Below are 20,524 nucleotides of genomic sequence, written 5' to 3' on the forward strand. Positions count from 1 at the left end.
AATGTTTTGTCAATGATGACAAAAGATTGGACAACCGTTGGTCAGCGCACACCGGAACGCAGCAATTCCAACGCAGTCCGGCACAAGCGCGCCAGTTCCGGCAACGACCGCTCGCCTGCCGCGTTGCCGATCATCCACACCTCCATGGCGCCGAACACCGACGCCGCCACACAGCGGGCCGTCACCGCGATACGCAACCGGTCATCGCCCGCGGGCACCGACGGCTCACGCCGCGCGAGATGGTCCGCGACAGCCTCTGCGAAATCAGTCTCGACCTGGCGAATGTGGCGCACGATCCGACCGGGGTCGAGGTCGGAAGCGCGCATCGCAGCGATCTTGGTTACGGCGTCGACGTCGTACGGAAACGCCAGGATCGCCGACTGAACGGAGTCGAGGATCGATTCGCCGGGCGGTCGTTCGGCGAGCGCCGCGCGGAACCAGTGCAGCCCGGCGTCGTAGTCGGCGAACAGCAGATCGTGCTTCGAGGCGAAGTGCCGGTAGAAGGTGCGCAGCGACACCCCGGCGTCCGTGGCGATCTGTTCAGCCGAGGTGTCCTCCACGCCCTGGGCGAGAAAGCGCACGAGCGCGGCCTGCCGCAGCGCCTCGCGAGTGCGCTCACTGCGCGCGGTTTGCGCCGGCCTGGCCATGCGGCCCAAGGTACCGCACGGAGAATGGCGCAGAAATGTCAACATTGACAAAACATCGGCCAGCGGGTGTGCTCACGCAATGGTGTCTCTCATCGTTCACGCCGTACTGGGCATCGCCGTCGTTGCACTCGTGGTCCGCTTGAATCCGCGGATCTTCTCCCGTCCGCCGGGACCGCAGTTCTCCAAGATGGAGCTGGCGTTCTACGCCGTCGGGATCGCCTCGATCCCGCTGTGCTGGTACTTCAACTCACAATTTGTGGCGCAGTACGCCGTGGCGGGCGGCAACCCGATCTGGGGTCCGGGCAGTTGGACCGAGTTCATCCAACTGGGCTACACCAACCCCGCGGCAAGCTCGGCCAGCGCCGACTACACGATCGCGAATGTCATTCTGCTACCGCTGTTCACGATCGCCGACGGGCTACGCCGGGGTATCCGGCATCCATGGCTGTTCTTCGTGTCGAGCCTGTTCACCAGCTTCGCGTTCGCGTTCGCCTTCTACTTCGCGACCATCGAACGGCAACGCCGTCACTCGCAAGCAGGGTTGCCGGTCGGCTGAGCCTCAGCCTCGAGGCTCCAACAGCGCGATGGAGGCGTCGACCGCCTCCTCGGTGATGTCGCTCATCCGGCCGCCGCTCTCGACGGTGATGGCGGTGAGTTCGCGTAGACCGCCGAGCAGCATGATGACGCGCTGACGGGACACCTCGACGCCTGCGGCGTGGAATTCGTCGGTGTCGCTGATCGCCTGAACCATGGCGATGAAGTTCTCCATCGCATCGCGCTGCAAGGCGCGCGCCGCCGTTCCTAGCGACGGCACATCGCGGATCCAGCTGAGCATCAACTCGGGCCGGGATTCGCCGGAGGCGATCCATGCCTCGACCGCTTGACGGACCTGACCGCGCCACGGCTCATGCGGGTCGACTGCCGCCGAGATCTGCCGTACCTGTTCGGCGTTGGCCGCCGTCAGCAGGGCAACAAAACACTCTTCACGGCTGACGAAATGTTCGTAGAAGGTCCGCCGGGACGTGCGAGCTCGTCGCACGATGTCGGCGACCGTCGTCTTGTGATAGCCGTCCTCGACGATGGACGCCTCCAGCGCGTCGAGCAGACGCGACCGGAAGGCGCTCTTGTCGGCCTCAACAGCCGCAGCGGCACTGTTCATCTCGGGCTGCCCTGGTACGTGTCAGCCCACCGGGGTCAACGGGCTCAGCACGTCCCGCACGAACTGGGCGATGTTCACCGAAGGATTGCCGTCGGGGAAGCTCACGGTGGCCAGAATGTTGCCACCCGCGTCGGCGAAGTTCTGGTCGGCGCGGCCCTGATGCGTCGACGAGGTCACCAGGATGATGCCCGAGGTGCCGGCCTTCTTGGCCAGCGGGACCGAGAACTGGGCGTTCTGGACGGTGCTGTTGGCTCTGTTCTCGACGATGATCCGGTTGGCCGGAAAGCCGAGCAGGAGAAGCATGTTCCGCATCGCCCCGGCCTCAGTCTGGCCGTTCTGCGGATTGCCGCCGGTGACGATGATGGGCGACTGCGGGAACGTTTGGGCGATCACCAACCCGGTGAGCACGCGGTGGTACAGGATCGTGCGCATCGAACCGTCGGGCTTGAGTCCGTAACCCAGGATCACGATGGCCGGCTTGGAGAAGTCTTTGGTGGCGACCGGCGGTGCGGCGTGGGCGGCCGTCGGAGCGATTGCGCTACACGCGAGGGCCATGGCAAGGACGGCTGCTCCTAGTACCCGACGCATGATCTCACCCCCGAACGACTGTGACACTTGTGATTGTCGTTGTCGATGAGGGCGATGTTACGGAGTTGACCAATGTGACGTCGGGGTTGCGCCGGCGGGGACGCGCCCTCGGCGGCATGCATCAGGTCAGGTAGCCGTCTCGGACACCCTGCCGGCCAGCGAGCCAGAGCTGTGCGAGCAGGTATCGACCCTCCGTGGTTGTCCGGTCCCTCGGGTCGGTCACCACGGTGAGCGTAGGCGCGCGGCGGCGCGATCTTCCTCAGCACCTGCCTGTCGCCGCGATCGCATACCTCACGCTCCGTTCGCCGTCCGCATGCTCCGCGGCGAAGTCGCCCACCACGCAGTGCACCTTTGTGGTGGAGATCCGGCGCTCTGCTCGCTTCCCGATCTCGAAGCCGGCTGGACCACCAGTCCCGGGCGCTGCCAATGGGACTGGACCTATACCGGCCGGAACTGGTGCTCGTGCTGGATGTGCCACTGGCCCAAGCGCCGTTACCCTCGCCGATCCGACAGGGGTGCGCGCCGCGTCGAACTTCAAGGAGTCGCCCGCTCGTGGAACGGCAGGGATATGGACGCGGGAGACGTGTGAGGTAGCTGCCCAAGGGCGAACGTTTGTCATCCCTCGTTGGTAGCGTCGACCCTCATGGCGCCGGACGTTCGAAGATCACCGCCGTGAAGAACCAGGCCGCCGACTTCCTGGCTCCGCAGTGATCAGGCGGAAGCACGCTGAGCGCCAATGTCTTCGACGAAGTGCCGCACTGAGCTGGTCCGAGGGGGCATGACGGTGGCCTACATGGCGGGACAGCTGCTCTTCTTCGGGGTCGTCGCGGCGTTGATCGGTGGAGTGATCTGGGCGGTATTGGTGATGCGCAAGCCGCGCCCGCCGTTTAAAGACGTCGAAGACTTTGACGACGACCACGGCGCATGCTGACCTGCTTCTCCCCGACGCAGATGCCCGTACAGCACACGCGTCACTCAAGAACGTCACAGGGGCGAGACGTGCACAGTGCTGATGAGGGGAACGGTTGATGGTTGAGTATGTGGTCGCCCAAGGTGTTGGCGCGTCATGGATCGGGCCTGCGGTCCGGGCGGCCCTGTTCACAGTCGTAGGTGTGGCGTTGATCGTGATCGGTGTTCGCCGCCGCATCGACCGCACTCGCTGGAACCGTGACGATGACCGTCGCCTGCTCCGTTCGGCCGGGCCGGCGGCCTCCGACGAAAATCACGCACCGGCCCCGCGGTCCGGCGGAACCTGGCTCATCATCGCCGGTGCGGTGCTGGGGATCATCGGGCTCCTACACATCCTGGACCTCGTCGCGACCCTCCACGTGTCCGGCCTGATCTGACTGCGTCGCGGTGGTCTGGGGGTTACGCCGCGCGGCGACACCACGATCCCGGCTTCACGCTGCGGACGTACGCACACTCGAGCCACGACGGGCAAGAAAGAAGCGCCCCAGAAACGCGAAAAACCACCCGCTACCAGGTGGTTTTCTTGTGGCCAGGGCCGGGATCGAACCGGCGACCTTCCGCTTTTCAGGCGGACGCTCGTACCAACTGAGCTACCTGGCCGGAAGGCCTCGGCTCTTGCGAACCGAAATGCCTCGCCGTAATGGCGACCCTGACGGGACTCGAACCCGCGACCTCCGCCGTGACAGGGCGGCGCGCTAACCAACTGCGCCACAGGGCCTTGCTTGTGCGGCTCTCAACATACGCCGCGCGTACCCCCTACGGGATTCGAACCCGCGCTACCGCCTTGAAAGGGCGGCGTCCTAGGCCGCTAGACGAAGGGGGCCAGCCGAATCGCTCCGGAGGTACTCACAACGCTGTGTCGTTGGGAGCTTCGATAGCTTAGGGTACAAAGGCCGAAATCCTCAAACCCAATGGTCGCAGGCCCTATGCCGGTGGCCGCGCACAGCGTCACCGCCACCAAGTATTCTGTTTCACCGCGCCCCTATAGCTCAGTTGGTAGAGCTACGGACTTTTAATCCGCAGGTCCTAGGTTCGAGTCCTAGTGGGGGCACCGTTACTGCGCGCCAACCGGCCGCGCCCCGTTATCGTGTGTGCGGGGGTTTTGGTTAGTTGAACGAAGGAGTCACGATGTTCTCCCGGCGCCTGACTACACGGACCATCGCCACCGCGCTCAGTGCATGCGCCCTGAGTGCCGCCATGACCGTGAGTATCGCGCCCGCGCACGCCTCCCCCGAGGACGACCGGTTCTTCGCGATCGTGAAGGAACTGGGCATCCCCACGAAGTCGCCGGAGGAGGCCGCCACCGTCGGGCGTGGGGTCTGCGACGCCGTCGACAAAGGCAAGATCGAACCCGCGCGGACAGTGCGGGGCATCATGAACCAGTTGAGGTCTCAGGCTGGCATCGACAAGGGGCAGGCCGCCAACCTGGTCTGGGGCGCGGTCAGCGTCTACTGCCCGCAGTACAGCTCCATCGTCGGGCGTTAGCCGCCCGGAGTGGCCGGGATCCGGATTTCCGGCGGCGATCCCAACGCCCCCAGCGCGTTGTCGATGCCGGTGCGGGCGGCATCGAACAGGTCGCTGGCGAACTCCGGCACGAATTCCACGCGCGGATCCCAAATACCTTGGAGTACAAGACTTCCCACGACCGGATCGAGATAGGGACTCCCGGCCTGGGGCAGGTACACCGGACGCGCCGACGCGGTAACCGCGCTCAAAGCGATAGCCCCGGCGCCCAACACCGTGGCAACACCAATACCGATTGACCGAGTAGTGCGGAGAACGGCCCCCCGGCGAATTTTCATTCGCACCACCCGCCCAATCTTGCCTCATCAGCGGCCACAAGTACAGCCGTTGAACAGTACGGCCTTCAACTCACTTGCGGTGCAACAACACTCAGACGTCAGGGCAATAGTGCATTGAGCTACCACGGGCATCCAGCGGCGGAAGATTGCGCGCCGGCGTCTCGGGCAGTGGGGCATTGGCCGAAAGCCGGCCCTTCGCCCGGTCCCAGCCTGCCCGGGCGCGCGGGTGCATACGCCGGCGCACGGGCACCATCTTGAACGTGTAGTGCACCAGCTTGCCGAACAGCCGGTGCAGCTTCTCGTCGCGATCCGACCAGGTATAGCCCATCAACTCGCGCACCGCCGGGTCGTAGAGACCGACTGTCACCCAAACCGCGAAGGGCCCCAGCACTTTCAGGTTGAGCTTCCACAGCGGATCCGGAATCCATTGCAGTGAAGGATGTTTGGGCATGGTCGAAAGGTCGAGCACTTCACGGGCCGCGTAATTGTTCTCAAGCACATTGCGGCACATGTGGTCCCAGTAAACCTGGAATTCCTCCCACGTCTTGGGCACGGGGCGCATGCTCATTCCGTACTGGCGGTACCAGGTGACGTGCTCGTCGAAGAGCTGGCGCTTCTGATCCTCGGTGAGCCCGCCGCCGAAGCGCTCGGCGGTGAGGATGGTGCCCATGAAGAAGGTGGAATGCGCCCAGTAGAAGACGTCGGGGTTCAGCGCGCTGTACCGGCGGCCCTGATCGTCGACGCCTTTGATGCCGATGTGGTAGTCGCGCACCTGCGCGCCGGTCCTGGGGGCGCGGTCGCCGTCGAACACCACCCCGCCGATCGGGTACAGCGAGCGCAGCAACCGCGGAATGCGCTCCCGGAAGAAAATGGAGTGCTGCTCGACGGCCGCACCCAGTTGCGGATGCATGTTCTGCATCGAGCCGGCCCACGGCCCCTGCAGCAGACCGCGCCAGTCCCCGAAGATCCGCCAGGTGAGCGAATCCGGCCCAAGCACCTCCGGCAGCGCCTCGTATCCACCGGGAGCCGCGGGGCAACCCGCCGCAAGAGCGGCGGATCCGCTGGTCACGGGGCACGTCTCAGAAGTATCTTGTGTCACGGGTGCACTTTCTGCCGGCAAAAACGGTAGCCTGTCCGAATTTTGACTACGCACGTTGTCACACAAGCTTAGGAGTACATGTGGCGTCCGGTCAACGACCCGGCCGATGGTCCGGCGTTCCCCTGCGGGAGCGCACGGCCCTGCGCCGCGACGAACTGATCGCCGCCGGGGTCAAATTGCTCGGCGATGCACACGGCCCGGCACTGACGGTTCGTGCGGTTTGCCGGGAGGCCGAGTTGACCGAACGATACTTCTACGAGAGTTTCAGCGACCGCGACGGGTTCGTGCGCGCGGTGTACGACGACGTGTGCGCCAGGGCGATGACGGCCCTCACCTCAGCGATCACCCCCCGCGAGGCGGTCGAACGATTTGTCGCGCTGATGGTCGACGATCCCGCCAGGGGCCGGGTGCTGCTGCTGGCACCCGAGTCCGAACCGGTGCTGACGCGGTCGGGGGCCGAGTGGATGCCGACCTTCATCGACCTGCTGCAGCGCAAACTGACCCGGATCGCCGACCCGGTGCGCCAAGCCATGGTGGCGACGAGTCTGATCGGCGCGCTGACAGCGCTGTTCACCGCCTACCTCAACGACCGGCTGCCGGCCAGTCGGGAACAGTTCATCGACTACTGCGTCGACATGCTGCTCGGGCGGGTTCCGAGCTTCTGACTACTCGTCGGGCGTGCTGACCTCGGCAAGCTCTTCTTCCTCGGCAGCCGCGGCTTCGTCCGCGGCGGCCTTGGCCTCCCGGCCCAGCGGGCTCGCCACCGACGCACCCGGGTTCGTCGCCGTCGCGTAGTCACCCGTGCAGTTCAGCGCAACCTTGACCACGTCCTCGGTGAACTCCCAGTAGACGTCGTCGGTCATCGGCACAAGAGGCCGCGAATCCCAGGCGTTGGTGACGATGCACTCGTCCTTGGGCAACCGGCCACCGACGGTCACCGCAACCTCCGGAGTGGCTCCCTCGTCCTCGATTGCGGTGGCCGCGTCGGCATATGGCTGACCGACGACGTCCGGGGCTGCCGCCGCAGCTCCAGCGCCCCACACTGCGAGCGCACATCCCGCAGCTGACGCGCCAACGACACTTCCGAGCACTCTGACGGTCTTCATTTGGCTCGACCTTCCCCATCCGGTGAGATCTCTCCCGGAAAGTGGGGCGCCGACGCCGTTCGCTGAGTCGCCCCACGACCACGACGACGTCGCGGCTCTAGGAGCTAGCCAAATCCTACTCGTCTGGGGTGCTGGCCTCGGCGAGTTCGGCTTCCTCGGCTTCGGCGGCCTCGTCGGCGGCGGCCTTGGCTTCCCGGCCGGCCGGGCTTGCCAGCGACGCGCCCGGGTTGGTGGCCGAGGCATAACCGCCGTCGCAGTTGAGCGCGACCATCACCTCGTCCTCGGCGTGGGTGTACTCGTCACCGGCATCCCGCACAAACGGCGCGTCCCAGGCATTGGTGACCACGCACTCGTCCTGCGACAACTTGCTGCCGACCGTGACGGCAACCTTCGCCTCAGCGCCGTCGTCCTCTATTGCGGACGCGGCGTCTTCGTACGTCTGGCCCACGACGTCCGGCGCGGCAGCAGCGACCCCCGCTCCGAACAGTGCGGCGGCACCAGCGATGGCTGCTCCAGCCCCGGCAACGACAAGCTTCTTCATCTGCGCCCGACTCCTCATGGTCGTCCAAGCACTGCACCAACGGCAGTCCGCGAGGAGATTACCGAGCGAATCGCATGAAAAGCGGTTGCGCAGAACGGAATTGTGCGTGAACGCTGGGTGAAGCGCGCACCCTACTCGTCGGGCGTGCTCGCCTCGGCGAGCTCTTCTTCCTCGGCGGCAGCGGCCTCATCGGCGGCAGCCTTGGCCTCGCGGCCGGCCGGGCTGGCGACCGAGGCGCCGGGGTTGGTGGCGGTGGCGTGGCCACCGTCGCAGTTCAGCGCGACCATGACCTCACCGTCGGCATGCGCGAACTCGCCGCCGTCGTCACGCATGAACGGCGCGTCCCAGGCATTGGTGACAATGCAATCGTCCTGCGACAACTTGCTGCCGACCGTGACGGCAACCTTGGGTGTGCCGCCGTCGTCCTCGATGGCCGACGCGGCATCCGAATACGTCGCGCCAACGACGTCAGGGGCGGCAGACGCGATAGCCGCAGCCGGGAAGGTCACCAGGGCGAAAGCGCCAAGTGCACCAGCACCCACAACCAGGGTTTTCTTCACGCAGACCTCCGTGCCTAGTTCAGTTGATCGCAATGGCCCCAAGACCGTGCAGAAGAACACCGACGGAGCGTTGTTATCTAACCGCGGATCAGAGGTGGCTTCAACATGAACAGATCGGAAACGCGCTGGCGAGCCGACCGATTACTCGTCGGGCGTGCTGGCCTGGGCGAGCTCGGCTTCCTCGGCAGCTGCAGCCGCGTCGGCGGCAGCTTTTGCCTCGCGGCCGACCGGGCTGGCGACTGATGCGCCGGGGGTTGTGGCGGTGGCGTGGTCACCGTCGCAGTTCAGCGCCACCATGACCAGGCCGCCGGTGTGCTCGAACGTCGGCGCGTTCCACGTATTGGTGACGATGCAGTCGTCCTGCGCGAGTTTGCTGCCAACCGTCACGGCCACCTTGGGGCTACCGCCGGAATCCTCGATCGCCGAGGCGACATCCGAGTAGGGATAGCCCACCAGATTGGGGTCGGCACCCGCCACGCCCGCACCTGAAAGTGCGGCGCCGGCGGCAATCGCCGCTCCCGCCGCGAGAACGACGAGCATCTTCACGTATCCGAAACCTCCGAGTCGACAAGCATTCCCATGGCAGCGCAGCGTTTCAATCCACGTCGCTTCGGGGATCCTAACTGGCAGGGTCTGGCCCGGTCGTCCATACGCGACACCCAGCCACGGGTAACTTGATGTCACCGGGTTACACAGATATATTGACTGCTACCAACAGGTACAGATATCTGGCGTCGGACGCGAGGAAGTGGGACGTATGTCGAAAGAACTCAGCGACCTGCAGCTCCTGCACGAGCTTGAGCCAGTCGTCGAGTCGAGCATCAACCGCCATATGCGCATGCGCAAAGACTGGAACCCGCACGACTACATCCCCTGGTCGGACGGCAAGAACTACTACGCGCTAGGCGGTCAGGACTGGGAGCCCGGTCAGTCGAAGCTGTCCGAGGTCGCCCAGACCGCGATGGTCCAGAACCTGCTCACCGAGGACAACCTGCCGTCCTATCACCGTGAGATCGCGATGAACATGGGCATGGACGGCGCCTGGGGCCAGTGGGTCAACCGCTGGACCGCCGAGGAAAACCGCCACGGCATCGCCCTGCGCGACTACCTCGTCGTCACCCGCGCCGTCGATCCGGTGCAGCTGGAGGAACTGCGCGTCGAGCAGGTCACCCGCGGCTTCTCCCCCGGCCAGAACATGCAGGGCGACCTGTTCGCCGAGAGCCTGTTCGACTCGGTCATCTACGTGACCTTCCAGGAGCTTGCCACCCGCGTTTCGCATCGCAACACCGGCAAGGCCTGCGACGAGCCGATCGCCGACCAACTGCTGCAGCGCATCTCCGGTGACGAGAACCTGCACATGATCTTCTACCGCGATGTCAGCGCGGCCGGCCTGGACATCTCCCCCAACCAGGCGATGGCCTCGCTGCACCGCGTGCTCGACAACTTCAAGATGCCCGGCTACACCGTCCCGGATTTCCGCCGCAAGGCCGTCATCATCGCCGTCGGCGGTGTCTACGATCCGCGAATCCACCTCGACGACGTGGTGATGCCGGTGCTCAAGAAGTGGCGCATCTTCGAGCGTGAGGACTTCACCGGCGAGGGCGCGCGGTTGCGCGACGACCTCGGCCGGCTGGTCAAGGAGCTCGAGGACGCCTGCGAGAAGTTCGAGGTCGCCAAGGAGCGCCGCCTCGAGCGCGAGCGCAAGATGGCCGAGAAGAAGGCCATGAAGAACCTGCTGGTGTCGTCTTCGTCCCCTGCATGACTCTGACCGCAATACCCGCCGATACGGCCCGATCTGAACTGCAGATCGGGTCGATCGCATTGCGCAGCCCCGTCGTACTGGCCCCGATGGCCGGGGTGACCAACGTGGCGTTCCGCACCCTGTGCCGCGAGCTCGAGGTGGCGCGAGCGGGCACCGTGAGCGGGCTGTACGTGTGCGAGATGGTGACCGCGCGGGCTCTCGTCGAGCGCCATCCGGTGACGATGCACATGACGACGTTCGCGCCCGACGAGTCGCCGCGGTCGTTGCAGCTCTACACGGTCGACCCGGACACCACCTACCGCGCGGCGAAGATGATCGCCGACGAGGGCATGGCCGACCACATCGACATGAACTTCGGCTGCCCGGTGCCCAAAGTCACCAAGCGCGGGGGCGGCGCTGCGCTGCCGTTCAAGCGGCGGCTGTTCGGCCAGATCGTGTCCGCGGCGGTCCGTGCGGTAGAGGGCACCGACATTCCCGTGACGGTGAAGTTCCGCATCGGGATCGATGACGCCCACCACACGCACCTCGACGCCGGCCGGATCGCCGCAGAGGAGGGCGCCGCTGCCGTCGCACTGCACGCCCGCACCGCAGCGCAGCGCTACTCCGGCACCGCCGACTGGGATCAGATCGCCGCCCTCAAGGCGCATGTCACCGGCATCCCCGTGCTGGGTAACGGAGACATCTTCGAAGCCGACGACGCGCTGGCCATGATCGCCGCCACCGGCTGCGACGGGGTGGTGATCGGCCGGGGCTGCCTGGGCAGGCCCTGGCTGTTCGCCGAACTGTCGGCGGCGTTCAACGGACGTCCCGCTCCCACCCCGCCGACGCTGGGCGAGGTCGCCGACATCGTCCGCCGCCACGGTGCACTGCTCAGCGAGCACTTCGGCGAAGACAAGGGTATGCGCGACATCCGCAAGCATGTCGCCTGGTACCTACACGGCTTCCCGGCGGGTGCCGATCTGCGCCGTGCGCTCGCCCTTGTCAAGTCCTTGCGCGAACTCGACGGGCTGCTCGACCAGCTTGATCGCGACGCCCCGTTCCCGCCCGCCGCCACCGGGCCGCGTGGCCGGCAGGGCTCGGCGGCTTCGGTATCGCTTCCGGAAGGCTGGCTCGACGACCCCGACGACTGCGCGGTGCCGGCCGGCGCAGACGTGATGCATTCCGGAGGCTGATCTATCGAGATGACTTCGAGACGACCCCGTCATCTCTTGTGACTGGCCGTCTCTCAGGATGTCTCAGTACGATGAGGAACCTGTTGCAGCTGGCGCCGATCGCTTCGACTGGCGGAGACACGCATACAGCTGCTAGAAGACTTAGGGGTAAAGCGCTAGCAGCGCCACGAAGAACAACGCGCGCCGACGCGCACTATCCATAGAGTCGGAGGCCGGTAGGACATGAGTGACGGCGATAACGCCACTCCTGGCCGTCGGCGCCACCGCGCCCCAGATGACGGCCCTGACAACCAATGGATTACCCGATCCCCGCAGCCTTTACCAGGCGCCGCGCCGTGGGAGCGCCAGGATCATCCGCGTGTCCATGAGCCGGCCGATCAGCGCACGCCCGACGAGCCGACTGGAAGCCATGCCGACGGCGTCACCGTCGCCGACCTGATCGCGAAGATCGCAGGCACCGGCGCAGAGCCGCCGCCCGCCAGGTCCCGACACCGCCTCGAACCGGAACCCGAACCCGAGCCCGAACCAGCGCCTGAACCTGAGCCCGTGCCCGTGCCCGAGCCCGTGCCCGCAGCTGAGCCCGTGCCCGAGGCGCCGGCCGAACGGACCGAGGTTCTGCAGGCGGTTCGCTACGAATATTGGGAGCCTGAGCCCCCTGCACCGGTACGCGACCCGGACGCGATGGACACCGAGATCATCCCGGCAGTCCCGGCACACGCTCACCAGCTGCCCGACCGGCTGCGATCATGGCGCCCGGGCCGCCCGCCCGCGGGCGGAACGCCGCTGGAACCCGACGACCTTGACGACCCGACTGACCTGCCGACGCACCGCAGGGTGATGCTGGCCGGCCGCGCGGTTGCCGCCTTGATCGCCGTGCTGACCCTCGTCCTGACGGGCAGCGCCTGGCAGTGGCAGACGTCCAAGAACAACCTGCTCAACAAGGTGGCCGCGCTCGACCCCCACTCGCGCGACATCCTCGACCCCAATGCCCAGTTCGGCGACGAGAACTTCCTGATCGTCGGCGTGGACAGCCGCTTCGGAGAGAACGCCGGCATGGGTGCCGGTGACACCGAAGACGCCGGCGGCGCGCGCTCGGACACGATCATGCTGGTGAACATCCCGGCCAACCGCGAACGCGTCGTAGCCGTGTCTTTCCCGCGCGATCTGGAGATCAGCCCGATCGAGTGCGAACCGTGGAGTGCCGAGTCCGCGACATACGGCCCGCTTTACGACGAGGAATCCGGCACCTACGGCCCCGACGAGATCTACACCGAGACCAAGCTGAACTCCGCTTTCGCGTTCGGCGGACCCAAGTGTCTGGTGAAGGTCATCCAGAAGATGACCGGATTGTCCATCAACCGGTTCATGGCCGTCGACTTCGCCGGTTTCGCCAAGATGGTCGACGCCCTCGGCGGAGTCGAGGTGTGCAGCACCACGCCGCTGGAGGACTACGAGTTGGGCACCGTGCTGCCCAACGCCGGACGCCAGATGGTCGACGGCCACACCGCGCTGAACTACGTCCGCGCTCGCCAGGTCGTCACCGAGTTCAACGGGGACTACGGCCGCATCAAGCGCCAGCAGTTGTTCTTGTCCTCGTTGCTGCGCTCGTTGATCTCCAAGGACACGTTCTTCTCGCTGAACAAGCTCAACAACGTGGTCAACATGTTCATCGGCGACAGCTACGTCGACAACATCAAGACCAAGGATCTGGTTGACCTCGGCCAGTCCGTCCAGGGCGTAAATGCCGGCCGCATCACCTTCGTCACGGTTCCCACCACCGGCTACGCCGACGAATGGGGCAATGAGGAGCCCCGGCTCGAGGACATGCGGGCCTTGTTCGACGCGATCATCAGCGACGATCCGCTGCCCGGCGAGAAGAACCCGGACAACACGCCGGTGCCGGGAACCCCGGAATCGACCACGTCGTCGGTCCAGGCGTCCGAAGCCCCGCAGTCGACTACCGAGGCGCCCGCGCCCTCGACGCCGGAGTCCGCCGAGCAGGTCAGCGCCGTCACCACCGAACCGCAGCAGGTCACCGTCCAGGTGTCGAACTCGACCGGTCAGAGCGGCCTCGGCGCGACCGCGGCCACCGAACTGCAGCAGCACGGGTTCAACGTCACCACTCCCGACGACTATCCGGAGGCGCTGGCATCCACCACGGTGATGTTCTCCCCCGGTAATGAGGAGGCGGCCGCCACGGTCGCGTCGTCGTTCGCCGACCCGACCATCGAGCGGGTCAGCGGTATGGGCGACACAATCCAGGTCGTACTCGGCAGCGACTTCAATTCGGTGAGCCCGCCCACGCCCAGCGGATCGGCCGTCGAGGTGCAGGTGGTGCGCGGCACGAGCAGCACACCCACGCATCTGCCCGAGGATCTGGCCGTCACCAACGCGGCCGACACCACCTGCGAATAGGCCGAGAATCGCCATTCACCTGGCGTTCACTCTCGGCATCGTGACTATCAGGCCGCCGACCGCCTAATCTTGGTGCATGCGTACCCAGTACCACGAACAGTTAGATTCGCTGACGGACCAGCTCGGCAGGATGTGTGAGTTGGCGGGTACCGCGATGGAACGAGCCACCCAGGCACTGCTGCAGGCCGATCTGGTTCTGGCCGAACAGGTCATCACCGACCACGACCAGATGTCCGTGCTGAGCACTCAGGCCGAGGAATCCGCATTCGTGTTGCTGGCACTGCAGGCACCGGTGGCCGGGGATCTGCGCTCGGTGGTGGGCTCGATCCAGATCGTGGCTGACGTGGACCGGATGGGTGCGCTGGCCCTGCACGTGGCCAAGATCGCGCGTCGGCGCCACCCCCAGCATGCGCTGCCCGAGGAGGTCAACGGCTACTTCGCCGAAATGGGCCGGGTCGCAGTGGAATTGGGCCACGCTGCCCGCGAGGTGCTGGTCACCCGGGATCCGGAGAAGGCCGCCAGGATCCAGGAGGAAGACGATGCGATGGACGATCTGCATCGCCACCTGTTCACCGTGCTGATGGACCGGGAGTGGAAGTACGGCGTGACCGCCGCGGTCGATGTGACCCTGCTGAGCCGGTTCTACGAGCGCTTCGCCGACCACGCCGTGGAGGTGGCGCGCCGGGTGATCTTCCAGGTCACCGGCTCCTACCCCGAGGGCGAGACGGTTACCAGCCAGAAGTAACCGCTTGCCCCTGCGTCAGCAGACGCTGAAGCCCCCTGGAATACGTTTTCCAGGGGGCTTTAACGTCTGCTCGCCGAAGAAACTCGGCGGAGAAGGTCAGCCGAAGCGGCCGGAGATGTAGTCCTCAGTCGCCTTCTTGCTGGGGTTGGAGAAGATCTTCTCGGTGTCGTCGATCTCGATCAGCCTGCCCGGCTTGCCGGTGGCCTCGAGATTGAAGAACGCCGTCTGGTCGCTGACTCGCGCGGCCTGCTGCATGTTGTGCGTGACGATGACGATCGTGTAGTCCAGCTTGAGGGTCGAGATCAGATCCTCGATCGCCAGTGTCGAGATCGGGTCGAGCGCCGAGCACGGCTCGTCCATCAGGAGCACGTCGGGCTGCACCGCGATGGCGCGGGCGATGCACAACCGCTGCTGCTGACCACCGGACAGGCCACCGCCCGGCTTGTCCAGACGATCCTTGACTTCGTTCCACAGGTTGGCGCCCTTGAGCGAGCGCTCGCAGACCTCTTCGAGGGTCTTCTTGTTGCGGACGCCCTGCAGCTTCAGGCCGGCCACCACGTTGTCGCGAATCGACATGGTGGGGAACGGGTTCGGCCGCTGGAACACCATGCCGATGGTCTTCCGCACACCGACCGGGTCGATGCCCGCACCGTAGATGTCCTCGCCGTCGAGCAGCACCGAACCCTCAACGCGGGCACCGGGAATGACCTCGTGCATGCGGTTCAGCGTGCGCAGTACCGTCGACTTGCCACAGCCCGACGGACCGATGAAGGCCGTCACACTGCGCGGCTGCACCGACAGTGCTACGTCGGCGACGGCGTGAAAGGCCCCGTAGTAGATATTGACGTCTTTGAGATCAAGTCTCTTGGCCATAACAGTGAACTCCTAAACCTACTCAGACCTTTTTAGGGGCAAAGAATTTCGCGATGACGCGAGCACCGACATTGAGCAACGCGACCAGCAGGATGAGGGTGAGGGCCGCCCCCCACATGCGATCGGTGGGCACCGGGTTGGAGCCCGCGCCCGCCGAGATCTGGTCGTACATCATGCCGGGCAGCGAACCCATGAACCCGCCGAACATGTCGAAGTTCATCGCCTGGGCGTAGCCGACCAGGATCAGCAGTGGGGCCGTCTCGCCCATCACGCGTGCCAGGGACAGCATCACGCCGGTCACGATGCCCGACAGCGCCGTCGGGATCACGATGCGTGCGATCGTCTTCCATTTGGGCACGCCGAGCGCATAACTCGCCTCGCGCAGGTCCATCGGGACGATGCGCAGCATCTCCTCGGTGGCCCGCACGATCACCGGAATCATCAACAGCACCAACGACAGTGACACCGCGAAACCGGACCGCTCGAATCCCAGCGTCGCCACCCACAGCGCATAGATGAACAGTGCGGCCACGATCGAGGGGACACCGGTGAGGATGTCGACCATGAACGTGGTGATCTTGCCCAGCTTGGTGCCACCGCCGTACTCGACGAGGTACACCGCGACCATGACGCCGATCGGGATCGAGATCAGCGAGCACACGAGGCCCTGCAACAGGGTGCCGATGATCGCGTGGTAGACACCGCCGCCGGCCGAGAAGGCCGTCATGCCGGCCTGCGAGTGGGTGAACCAAACCGGCGACGTGATCGCCGCGAAGCCCTTGGTGACGACCGAGAAGAGCACCCACAGCAGAGGCACCAGAGCGATCAGCACGCACAGCGTGACGAGCACCGTCGCGAGGTTGTTGGTCACCTTGCGGCGCAGGCTCACCCCCTGGAACGCGGCAGCCTTGACCGGCTGTTCGAGCGTGGAAGTCATTTGGCACCCCTTCCGGCGACGGCGGCGCGGGCCAGCGTGTTCACGATGAACGTGAGGATGAACAACACCAGGCCGGCGGCGATGTAGGCGCCTGCCTTGTATTGGTCGTTGAATTCGCTTGCGGTGGCTGCGATCTTGCTTGCGAAGGTGTAGCCACCGTCGAACAGCGACCAACCGAACGCCGTCTGGGTGCCGCGCAGGATGATCAGCAGCGCGATGGTCTCGCCGAGCGCGCGGCCCAGACCGAGCATCGCGCCGCTGATGTAGCCCGAAAGGCCGAACGGAAGCACCGTGGTGCGCACGACCTCCCAACGGGTGGCGCCCAGCGCCAGTGCGGCTTCGATCTGCCCGCGCGGGGTCTGGATGAACACCTCACGGGTCACGGCGGTGATGATCGGCAGGATCATCACCGCGAGCACGATGCCAGCTGTGAAGATGGTGCCGCCACCGGCCACCGAGGCGTTACCCGTCTGGAACAAGAACAGCCACGACAGGTTCTCGTTGAGCCACACCGCGAACGGTTTGATCACCGGCGCCAGCACGTACAGGCCCCACACGCCGTAGACGATCGACGGCACGGCAGCCAGTAGATCGACCATGTAGGCCAGCGGGCCGGCCAGGCGCCGTGGCGCGTACTGGGTCAAGAAGATGGCGATGCCCAGGGCCACCGGCATGGCCAGCACAAGGGCGAACACCGATACGAAGACCGTCACCTGCAGCAGATCGAAGATGCCGAAGTGCATCGCCGAGGTGTCGGTGGTGATCCAGTTGCCGCCGTAGAGGAAGAAGTTCTCCTCGTTGCGGACCAGCGCCGGAACCGCGCGCCAGAGCAGGAACACCCCGATCGCCGCGATCAGCGCGATGATCAGGATGCCCGAGCCCTCGGCAAGTCCGCGGAAGATCCGGTCCCCCAAGCGGACCTTGGCACCCTTGGAGGGATTGGTGGAGATGGGTTCCGGTTCGGGGAAGGGGGCAGCGAGTGCTTCCCCCGACCCCGAGTCAGATGGATTCGGAGTGGTCACTGCTGTCCCGTCGGGGCGCCAGTCGGTCATATGGTCCGAAATCCATCCTCACCAGTTTCGTTCTGTTTCGCCAGCCAATTAGGCAATTGCGTCGATGGAGGTCGTCAGACGCTCCTTGAAGGCGTCCGGCAGCGGCACGTAGCCGGCAGCGGACAGGTTCGCCTGGCCCTGGTTGATCGCCACCGTCATGAACGACTTCACCGCAGCGGCGGTGTCGGCGTCATAGCCCTTCGAGCAGACGATGTTGTAGGTGGCCAGCACGAGCGGGTAGGACCCGGCTTCCTTGGAGGAGTACAGCGCATTCAGGTCGAGCGCCAGGTCGTTGCCCTCGGCGACGAACGTGGCGGCGTCGATGGCCTTGCCTGCGGTCTCGTCGGTCAACTCGACCGCGCCGGCACCACTGTCGATCTGCGCGAACGGCAGCTGAGCCTGCTGGGCGAAGCCCTTCTCCACATAGCCGATGGCACCCGGGGTGGCCTGCACGGCCTGCACCACGCCGGCCGACTTCTGGGCGCCCTCGCCGGCACCGCCGTTGAACTCGCTGCCGTCGCCCTTGGTCCAGCTCTGCGGGGCGGCCGCGGTCAGGTACTTCTGGAAGTTGTCGGTGGTGCCCGAGGAATCCGAGCGGTAGATCGGCGTGATGGCGACGTCGGGAAGGGTGGCGCCCTCGTTGAGCGCCGCGATGGCCGGGTCGTTCCACTTGGTGATCTGACCCTGGAAGATCTTGGCGAGCAGGTCGGCGTTGACGACGAGCGTGTCGACGCCCTCGATGTTGTAGGCCATGGCGACCGGGCCGAACACCAGTGGCAGGTGCCAGGCCGGGTTGCCGCCGCAGCGATCGGCAGCGGCCTGGATCTGCGCGTCCTCGAGCGCGGAGTCCGAGCCCGCGAAGTCGACCTGCTTTGCGATGAACTGCTCACGTCCGGCGCCGGACCCGGTCGGGTTGTAGGACAGGTTCTTGCCCGAGCAGGCCTGGCCCCACGCGTTGTTGAACTCGGCAATGGCGTTCTGCTGAGCCGTCGAGCCCTCAGCCGTCAGCGAGTTCTTGCCCCCGCACTCCGCGGAGGCTGCGGCATCGCCGTTGGTGGGTGATCCTGCGGTGCCGGCGTTGTTGTCGCTGCCGCACGCGGTCAGCGTGAGCGCCGCAATGGCCGTCGCCGATAGCGTCGTGCCAAAGACCCTGCCAATGCTGTTGAGCTTCACTTGTCCCACTTTCAGTTGCTGGCTTCAGACTCCCCGGCAACGTATTCGGCCCCGGTGGACGAATTGGGGACAACAGGTAAACGAGCAGTGAACAGGTTCAGGGTGTTCACAGCTAGCCGGGTTAACCGGTGGCGTACGCCACGTCGACGGCGAACACTTCGAAGCCCAATTTCCGGTACGTGTTGACCGCTGCCGAGTTGTCTGCCTCGACGTAGAGCAGGACCGTGGGCTGTGAGCTTGCGGTCAGCCGTTCAGCAAGGTGGTGCAGGCCGGCCAACGTGAGCACCGAGCCGAGTCCGCGGCCCTGCGCGGCCGGGTCGACGCCGACGACGTAGACCTCGCCGAGATCGGCGTCATGCACTTTCGTCCAGTGGAAACCGAGGAGCGCGCCGGTTTGCTCGTCGAACGCCTGGAACAACCCGTCGGGGTCGAACCACGCCTCGTTGCGGCGCTCGGCGAGGTCATGTTCGGTCCAGCCGCCCTGCTCGGGGTGCCAGGAGAACGCGGCGTTGTTGACACGCAGGATCTCGGCGTCATCCTCGGGACCGGAGTATGTGCCGATCCGGACCCCTGGCACGTCGCGGACCGGTGGAAGGTCGGTGAGCGGGCGGCGCATCTGCAGCAGCTCACGGGCCACCACCAAGTCCAGCGCGGAGGCCAGTGCACGTGCGGGTTCGAGGTTTCCGTGTGCCCAGATCCGGGCGCCGGATCCTCCTTCGGCCAGCGCGGTGCGCGTCATGGCGGTGCCGATTCCGCGCCGCCGGGCCTGCGGTCCCACCACCAGTTCAGCCATCGCCGGGTCGTCGCCGTCCGCCGGGGCAAGATTGAGATATCCGACCACCCGATCGTCGTCGAGGGTCAGCAGGTGGCGGGTGCGGTCCAGGGCGAGCTCGCGCAGCACCTGGTCCCCGACCGGCGCGATGCCGTCGTGCTGAGCCGCGGCCGCGATGAGTTCACGAATCTGGCCCTGGACAGAACCGGACAAGCCGGTGTGCCAGTCGGTCACCATCACTGGCTGGGCAGCCGGTCGGCCATCGGGCCGTCGGCGTCGTCGAACGCCGGGTCGAACCCGTCGTCATCCTCGGCTGCCGCATCCTCGACGCCGTGGGCCTCAGCGGCCGGGGTCCTGCCCCGGGACGGGCGTACCGCCTTGTAGCCGACGTTGCGGACCGTGCCGATCAGCGATTCATATTCGGGGCCCAGCTTGGCGCGCAGTCGTCGGACATGCACGTCGACCGTGCGGGTACCGCCGAAGAAGTCATAGCCCCATACCTCCTGCAGCAGCTGGGCCCTGGTGAAGACCCGGCCGGCATGCTGCGCGAGGTATTTCAGCAGCTCGAATTCCTTGTAGGTCAGGTCGAGCGGGCGGCCGCGCAGGCGTGCGGTGTAGGTGCCCTCGTCGATGGCCAATTCACCCAATGTGATCTTGCCTACATTCTCCTGATTGGCGGCGCCACCGCGGCGGCCCACCAGCAGCCGTAGCCGCGCGTCGATCTCGGCAGGGCCAGTGCCGGGCAACAGGATCTCGTCCAGCCCCCACTCGTGGTTGACCGCGACGAGCCCGCCCTCGTTGACCACAGCGACGACCGGTACCGAGGTGCCCGTCGTCCCCAACAACCGGCACAGGCCGCGCGCTGCGGCCAGATCGGTGCGCGCGTCGACGATCGCCACGTCCGCATTACCGGCCTCCAGCAGCGAAGACACCTCTGTCGGCGCAGTCCGCACGGTGTGAGCCAGCAGCGACAGGGAAGGTAGGACCGAGTCGGGATGTGGGTCAACGGTCAGTAGTAATAGATCCAACTGGCCCTCCGGCGCGCCGGGAATCATGTCGGGAGTTCATTCGGACGTCGATGTCCGAGTGATATCCCAGATTCATGGATGACATCTAGCCGTTACCGGCTATTAGTCGTCCAACGATAACGCT

The 20,524-nt window shown here is 65.8% G+C and carries 24 protein-coding genes and 4 tRNA genes; 10 read left to right on the forward strand and 18 right to left on the reverse strand.

Features of this window, described 5'->3' with window-relative positions; all coding sequences use genetic code 11:
- Nucleotides 1–41: 41 nt before the first annotated feature.
- Complete coding sequence (locus ABQF30_RS23345) at nt 42–647, reverse strand: TetR/AcrR family transcriptional regulator (RefSeq protein ID WP_448468242.1); 606 nt, start codon at nt 645–647, stop codon at nt 42–44.
- 79 nt (nt 648–726) lie between these two features.
- On the opposite strand from ABQF30_RS23345, the gene ABQF30_RS23350 reads away from it, so the two are divergent.
- On the forward strand, nt 727–1,203 hold the full coding sequence (locus ABQF30_RS23350; protein ID WP_448468244.1) for a DUF2834 domain-containing protein: 477 nt from the start codon (nt 727–729) through the stop codon (nt 1,201–1,203).
- 3 nt (nt 1,204–1,206) lie between these two features.
- Here ABQF30_RS23350 and ABQF30_RS23355 read toward each other — a convergent pair whose 3' ends face one another.
- The gene (locus ABQF30_RS23355; RefSeq protein WP_448468246.1) at nt 1,207–1,806 is read right to left on the reverse strand and encodes a TetR/AcrR family transcriptional regulator; all 600 of its coding nucleotides are present in this window, start codon (nt 1,804–1,806) and stop codon (nt 1,207–1,209) included.
- Between the two features lie 21 nt (nt 1,807–1,827).
- Nucleotides 1,828–2,394, reverse strand: a complete 567-nt coding sequence (locus ABQF30_RS23360; protein ID WP_448468248.1) for a YdcF family protein — start codon at nt 2,392–2,394, stop codon at nt 1,828–1,830.
- Between the two features lie 736 nt (nt 2,395–3,130).
- Between ABQF30_RS23360 and ABQF30_RS23365 the strand changes: the two genes are divergently transcribed.
- Together ABQF30_RS23365 and ABQF30_RS23370 are read left to right on the forward strand one after the other, a co-directional pair.
- Nucleotides 3,131–3,325, forward strand: a complete 195-nt coding sequence (locus tag ABQF30_RS23365; protein WP_448468250.1) for a hypothetical protein — start codon at nt 3,131–3,133, stop codon at nt 3,323–3,325.
- A 97-nt stretch (nt 3,326–3,422) separates the two neighbouring features.
- Nucleotides 3,423–3,740, forward strand: coding sequence for a hypothetical protein (locus ABQF30_RS23370; RefSeq protein WP_448468252.1), 318 nt, complete (start codon nt 3,423–3,425; stop codon nt 3,738–3,740).
- A gap of 149 nt (nt 3,741–3,889) precedes the next feature.
- On the opposite strand, the gene ABQF30_RS23375 is transcribed toward ABQF30_RS23370, so the two are convergent.
- The 3 genes from ABQF30_RS23375 to ABQF30_RS23385 all read right to left on the reverse strand — a co-directional run bounded on the left by ABQF30_RS23375 (nt 3,890) and on the right by ABQF30_RS23385 (nt 4,186).
- Nucleotides 3,890–3,963: transfer RNA gene (locus tag ABQF30_RS23375), tRNA-Phe, on the reverse strand.
- A 41-nt stretch (nt 3,964–4,004) separates the two neighbouring features.
- Nucleotides 4,005–4,081: transfer RNA gene (locus ABQF30_RS23380), tRNA-Asp, on the reverse strand.
- Nucleotides 4,082–4,113: 32 nt separating this feature from the next.
- Nucleotides 4,114–4,186, reverse strand: a tRNA-Glu gene (locus ABQF30_RS23385).
- A 155-nt stretch (nt 4,187–4,341) separates the two neighbouring features.
- Here ABQF30_RS23385 and ABQF30_RS23390 point away from each other — a divergent pair.
- Together ABQF30_RS23390 and ABQF30_RS23395 are read left to right on the forward strand one after the other, a co-directional pair.
- A tRNA-Lys gene (locus ABQF30_RS23390) sits at nt 4,342–4,414 on the forward strand.
- A gap of 77 nt (nt 4,415–4,491) precedes the next feature.
- Nucleotides 4,492–4,848: a DUF732 domain-containing protein gene (locus ABQF30_RS23395; protein WP_448468254.1), complete on the forward strand. Its 357-nt coding sequence runs from the start codon at nt 4,492–4,494 to the stop codon at nt 4,846–4,848.
- Here ABQF30_RS23395 and ABQF30_RS23400 read toward each other — a convergent pair.
- Nucleotides 4,845–4,967, reverse strand: coding sequence for a hypothetical protein (locus tag ABQF30_RS23400; RefSeq protein WP_448468255.1), 123 nt, complete (start codon nt 4,965–4,967; stop codon nt 4,845–4,847). The two genes, ABQF30_RS23395 and ABQF30_RS23400, sit on opposite strands and share 4 nt — an antisense overlap.
- A gap of 289 nt (nt 4,968–5,256) precedes the next feature.
- Nucleotides 5,257–6,264 carry an oxygenase MpaB family protein gene (locus tag ABQF30_RS23405; protein WP_448468257.1) on the reverse strand — a complete coding sequence of 336 codons (1,008 nt, stop codon included), beginning with the start codon at nt 6,262–6,264 and terminating at the stop codon, nt 5,257–5,259.
- A gap of 80 nt (nt 6,265–6,344) precedes the next feature.
- Between ABQF30_RS23405 and ABQF30_RS23410 the strand changes: the two genes are divergently transcribed.
- Nucleotides 6,345–6,929, forward strand: a complete 585-nt coding sequence (locus ABQF30_RS23410; RefSeq protein WP_448468259.1) for a TetR/AcrR family transcriptional regulator — start codon at nt 6,345–6,347, stop codon at nt 6,927–6,929.
- Here the strand turns inward: ABQF30_RS23410 and ABQF30_RS23415 are convergent, their stop codons facing one another.
- The 4 genes from ABQF30_RS23415 to ABQF30_RS23430 form a co-directional block, all read right to left on the reverse strand.
- Nucleotides 6,930–7,370: a hypothetical protein gene (locus ABQF30_RS23415; RefSeq protein WP_448468261.1), complete on the reverse strand. Its 441-nt coding sequence runs from the start codon at nt 7,368–7,370 to the stop codon at nt 6,930–6,932.
- Between the two features lie 115 nt (nt 7,371–7,485).
- Nucleotides 7,486–7,911 carry a hypothetical protein gene (locus ABQF30_RS23420; RefSeq protein WP_448468263.1) on the reverse strand — a complete coding sequence of 142 codons (426 nt, stop codon included), beginning with the start codon at nt 7,909–7,911 and terminating at the stop codon, nt 7,486–7,488.
- A 131-nt stretch (nt 7,912–8,042) separates the two neighbouring features.
- Entirely contained in the window at nt 8,043–8,471 is a 429-nt protein-coding gene (locus tag ABQF30_RS23425; protein ID WP_448468265.1) for a hypothetical protein, read from the reverse strand.
- Between the two features lie 141 nt (nt 8,472–8,612).
- Nucleotides 8,613–9,011, reverse strand: a complete 399-nt coding sequence (locus ABQF30_RS23430; protein WP_448468354.1) for a hypothetical protein — start codon at nt 9,009–9,011, stop codon at nt 8,613–8,615.
- A gap of 217 nt (nt 9,012–9,228) precedes the next feature.
- Here ABQF30_RS23430 and ABQF30_RS23435 point away from each other — a divergent pair, with 217 nt between their 5' ends.
- From ABQF30_RS23435 to phoU, 4 genes are all read left to right on the forward strand, one after another.
- The gene (locus ABQF30_RS23435) at nt 9,229–10,233 is read left to right on the forward strand and encodes an acyl-ACP desaturase (RefSeq protein WP_448468267.1); all 1,005 of its coding nucleotides are present in this window, start codon (nt 9,229–9,231) and stop codon (nt 10,231–10,233) included.
- 38 nt (nt 10,234–10,271) lie between these two features.
- Nucleotides 10,272–11,405, forward strand: a complete 1,134-nt coding sequence (gene dusB, locus ABQF30_RS23440) for a tRNA dihydrouridine synthase DusB (RefSeq protein WP_448468356.1) — start codon at nt 10,272–10,274, stop codon at nt 11,403–11,405.
- Between the two features lie 222 nt (nt 11,406–11,627).
- The gene (locus ABQF30_RS23445) at nt 11,628–13,820 is read left to right on the forward strand and encodes an LCP family protein (RefSeq protein ID WP_448468269.1); all 2,193 of its coding nucleotides are present in this window, start codon (nt 11,628–11,630) and stop codon (nt 13,818–13,820) included.
- A 76-nt stretch (nt 13,821–13,896) separates the two neighbouring features.
- The gene (gene phoU, locus ABQF30_RS23450; RefSeq protein WP_448468271.1) at nt 13,897–14,565 is read left to right on the forward strand and encodes a phosphate signaling complex protein PhoU; all 669 of its coding nucleotides are present in this window, start codon (nt 13,897–13,899) and stop codon (nt 14,563–14,565) included.
- Between the two features lie 96 nt (nt 14,566–14,661).
- Here the strand turns inward: phoU and pstB are convergent, their stop codons facing one another.
- The 6 genes from pstB to ABQF30_RS23480 all read right to left on the reverse strand — a co-directional run bounded on the left by pstB (nt 14,662) and on the right by ABQF30_RS23480 (nt 20,400).
- Nucleotides 14,662–15,438 (reverse strand): phosphate ABC transporter ATP-binding protein PstB, encoded by a 777-nt coding sequence (pstB, locus tag ABQF30_RS23455; protein WP_448468273.1) that lies wholly within the window; start codon nt 15,436–15,438, stop codon nt 14,662–14,664.
- A 22-nt stretch (nt 15,439–15,460) separates the two neighbouring features.
- A complete protein-coding gene (pstA, locus tag ABQF30_RS23460; RefSeq protein WP_448468275.1) occupies nt 15,461–16,375 on the reverse strand; it encodes a phosphate ABC transporter permease PstA in 915 nt (304 codons plus the stop codon).
- A complete protein-coding gene (gene pstC / locus ABQF30_RS23465; protein ID WP_448468277.1) occupies nt 16,372–17,427 on the reverse strand; it encodes a phosphate ABC transporter permease subunit PstC in 1,056 nt (351 codons plus the stop codon). Before pstC ends, pstA begins: the two co-directional genes overlap by 4 nt.
- A 48-nt stretch (nt 17,428–17,475) precedes the next feature.
- The gene (pstS, locus tag ABQF30_RS23470) at nt 17,476–18,600 is read right to left on the reverse strand and encodes a phosphate ABC transporter substrate-binding protein PstS (RefSeq protein WP_448468279.1); all 1,125 of its coding nucleotides are present in this window, start codon (nt 18,598–18,600) and stop codon (nt 17,476–17,478) included.
- A gap of 121 nt (nt 18,601–18,721) precedes the next feature.
- The gene (gene mshD, locus ABQF30_RS23475) at nt 18,722–19,609 is read right to left on the reverse strand and encodes a mycothiol synthase (RefSeq protein WP_448468281.1); all 888 of its coding nucleotides are present in this window, start codon (nt 19,607–19,609) and stop codon (nt 18,722–18,724) included.
- Nucleotides 19,609–20,400: a winged helix-turn-helix transcriptional regulator gene (locus tag ABQF30_RS23480; RefSeq protein WP_448468358.1), complete on the reverse strand. Its 792-nt coding sequence runs from the start codon at nt 20,398–20,400 to the stop codon at nt 19,609–19,611. The genes mshD and ABQF30_RS23480 overlap by 1 nt, the downstream gene beginning before the upstream one ends.
- Nucleotides 20,401–20,524: the final 124 nt, after the last annotated feature.

This window comes from Mycolicibacterium sp. XJ870, from assembly GCF_053483975.1.

Excerpts from the sequence above, each read along its gene's own strand:
- ABQF30_RS23345 (WP_448468242.1), bottom strand. The coding sequence starts at position 647 with ATGGCCAGGCCGGCGCAAACCGCGCGCAGTGAGCGCACTCGCGAGGCG.
- ABQF30_RS23350 (WP_448468244.1), top strand. The coding sequence starts at position 727 with ATGGTGTCTCTCATCGTTCACGCCGTACTGGGCATCGCCGTCGTTGCA.
- ABQF30_RS23355 (WP_448468246.1), bottom strand. The coding sequence starts at position 1,806 with ATGAACAGTGCCGCTGCGGCTGTTGAGGCCGACAAGAGCGCCTTCCGG.
- ABQF30_RS23360 (WP_448468248.1), bottom strand. The coding sequence starts at position 2,394 with ATGCGTCGGGTACTAGGAGCAGCCGTCCTTGCCATGGCCCTCGCGTGT.
- ABQF30_RS23365 (WP_448468250.1), top strand. The coding sequence starts at position 3,131 with ATGTCTTCGACGAAGTGCCGCACTGAGCTGGTCCGAGGGGGCATGACG.
- ABQF30_RS23370 (WP_448468252.1), top strand. The coding sequence starts at position 3,423 with ATGGTTGAGTATGTGGTCGCCCAAGGTGTTGGCGCGTCATGGATCGGG.
- ABQF30_RS23395 (WP_448468254.1), top strand. The coding sequence starts at position 4,492 with ATGTTCTCCCGGCGCCTGACTACACGGACCATCGCCACCGCGCTCAGT.
- ABQF30_RS23415 (WP_448468261.1), bottom strand. The coding sequence starts at position 7,370 with ATGAAGACCGTCAGAGTGCTCGGAAGTGTCGTTGGCGCGTCAGCTGCG.
- ABQF30_RS23420 (WP_448468263.1), bottom strand. The coding sequence starts at position 7,911 with ATGAAGAAGCTTGTCGTTGCCGGGGCTGGAGCAGCCATCGCTGGTGCC.
- ABQF30_RS23430 (WP_448468354.1), bottom strand. The coding sequence starts at position 9,011 with ATGCTCGTCGTTCTCGCGGCGGGAGCGGCGATTGCCGCCGGCGCCGCA.
- ABQF30_RS23435 (WP_448468267.1), top strand. The coding sequence starts at position 9,229 with ATGTCGAAAGAACTCAGCGACCTGCAGCTCCTGCACGAGCTTGAGCCA.
- ABQF30_RS23445 (WP_448468269.1), top strand. The coding sequence starts at position 11,628 with ATGAGTGACGGCGATAACGCCACTCCTGGCCGTCGGCGCCACCGCGCC.
- phoU (WP_448468271.1), top strand. The coding sequence starts at position 13,897 with ATGCGTACCCAGTACCACGAACAGTTAGATTCGCTGACGGACCAGCTC.
- pstB (WP_448468273.1), bottom strand. The coding sequence starts at position 15,438 with ATGGCCAAGAGACTTGATCTCAAAGACGTCAATATCTACTACGGGGCC.
- pstA (WP_448468275.1), bottom strand. The coding sequence starts at position 16,375 with ATGACTTCCACGCTCGAACAGCCGGTCAAGGCTGCCGCGTTCCAGGGG.
- pstC (WP_448468277.1), bottom strand. The coding sequence starts at position 17,427 with ATGACCGACTGGCGCCCCGACGGGACAGCAGTGACCACTCCGAATCCA.
- mshD (WP_448468281.1), bottom strand. The coding sequence starts at position 19,609 with ATGGTGACCGACTGGCACACCGGCTTGTCCGGTTCTGTCCAGGGCCAG.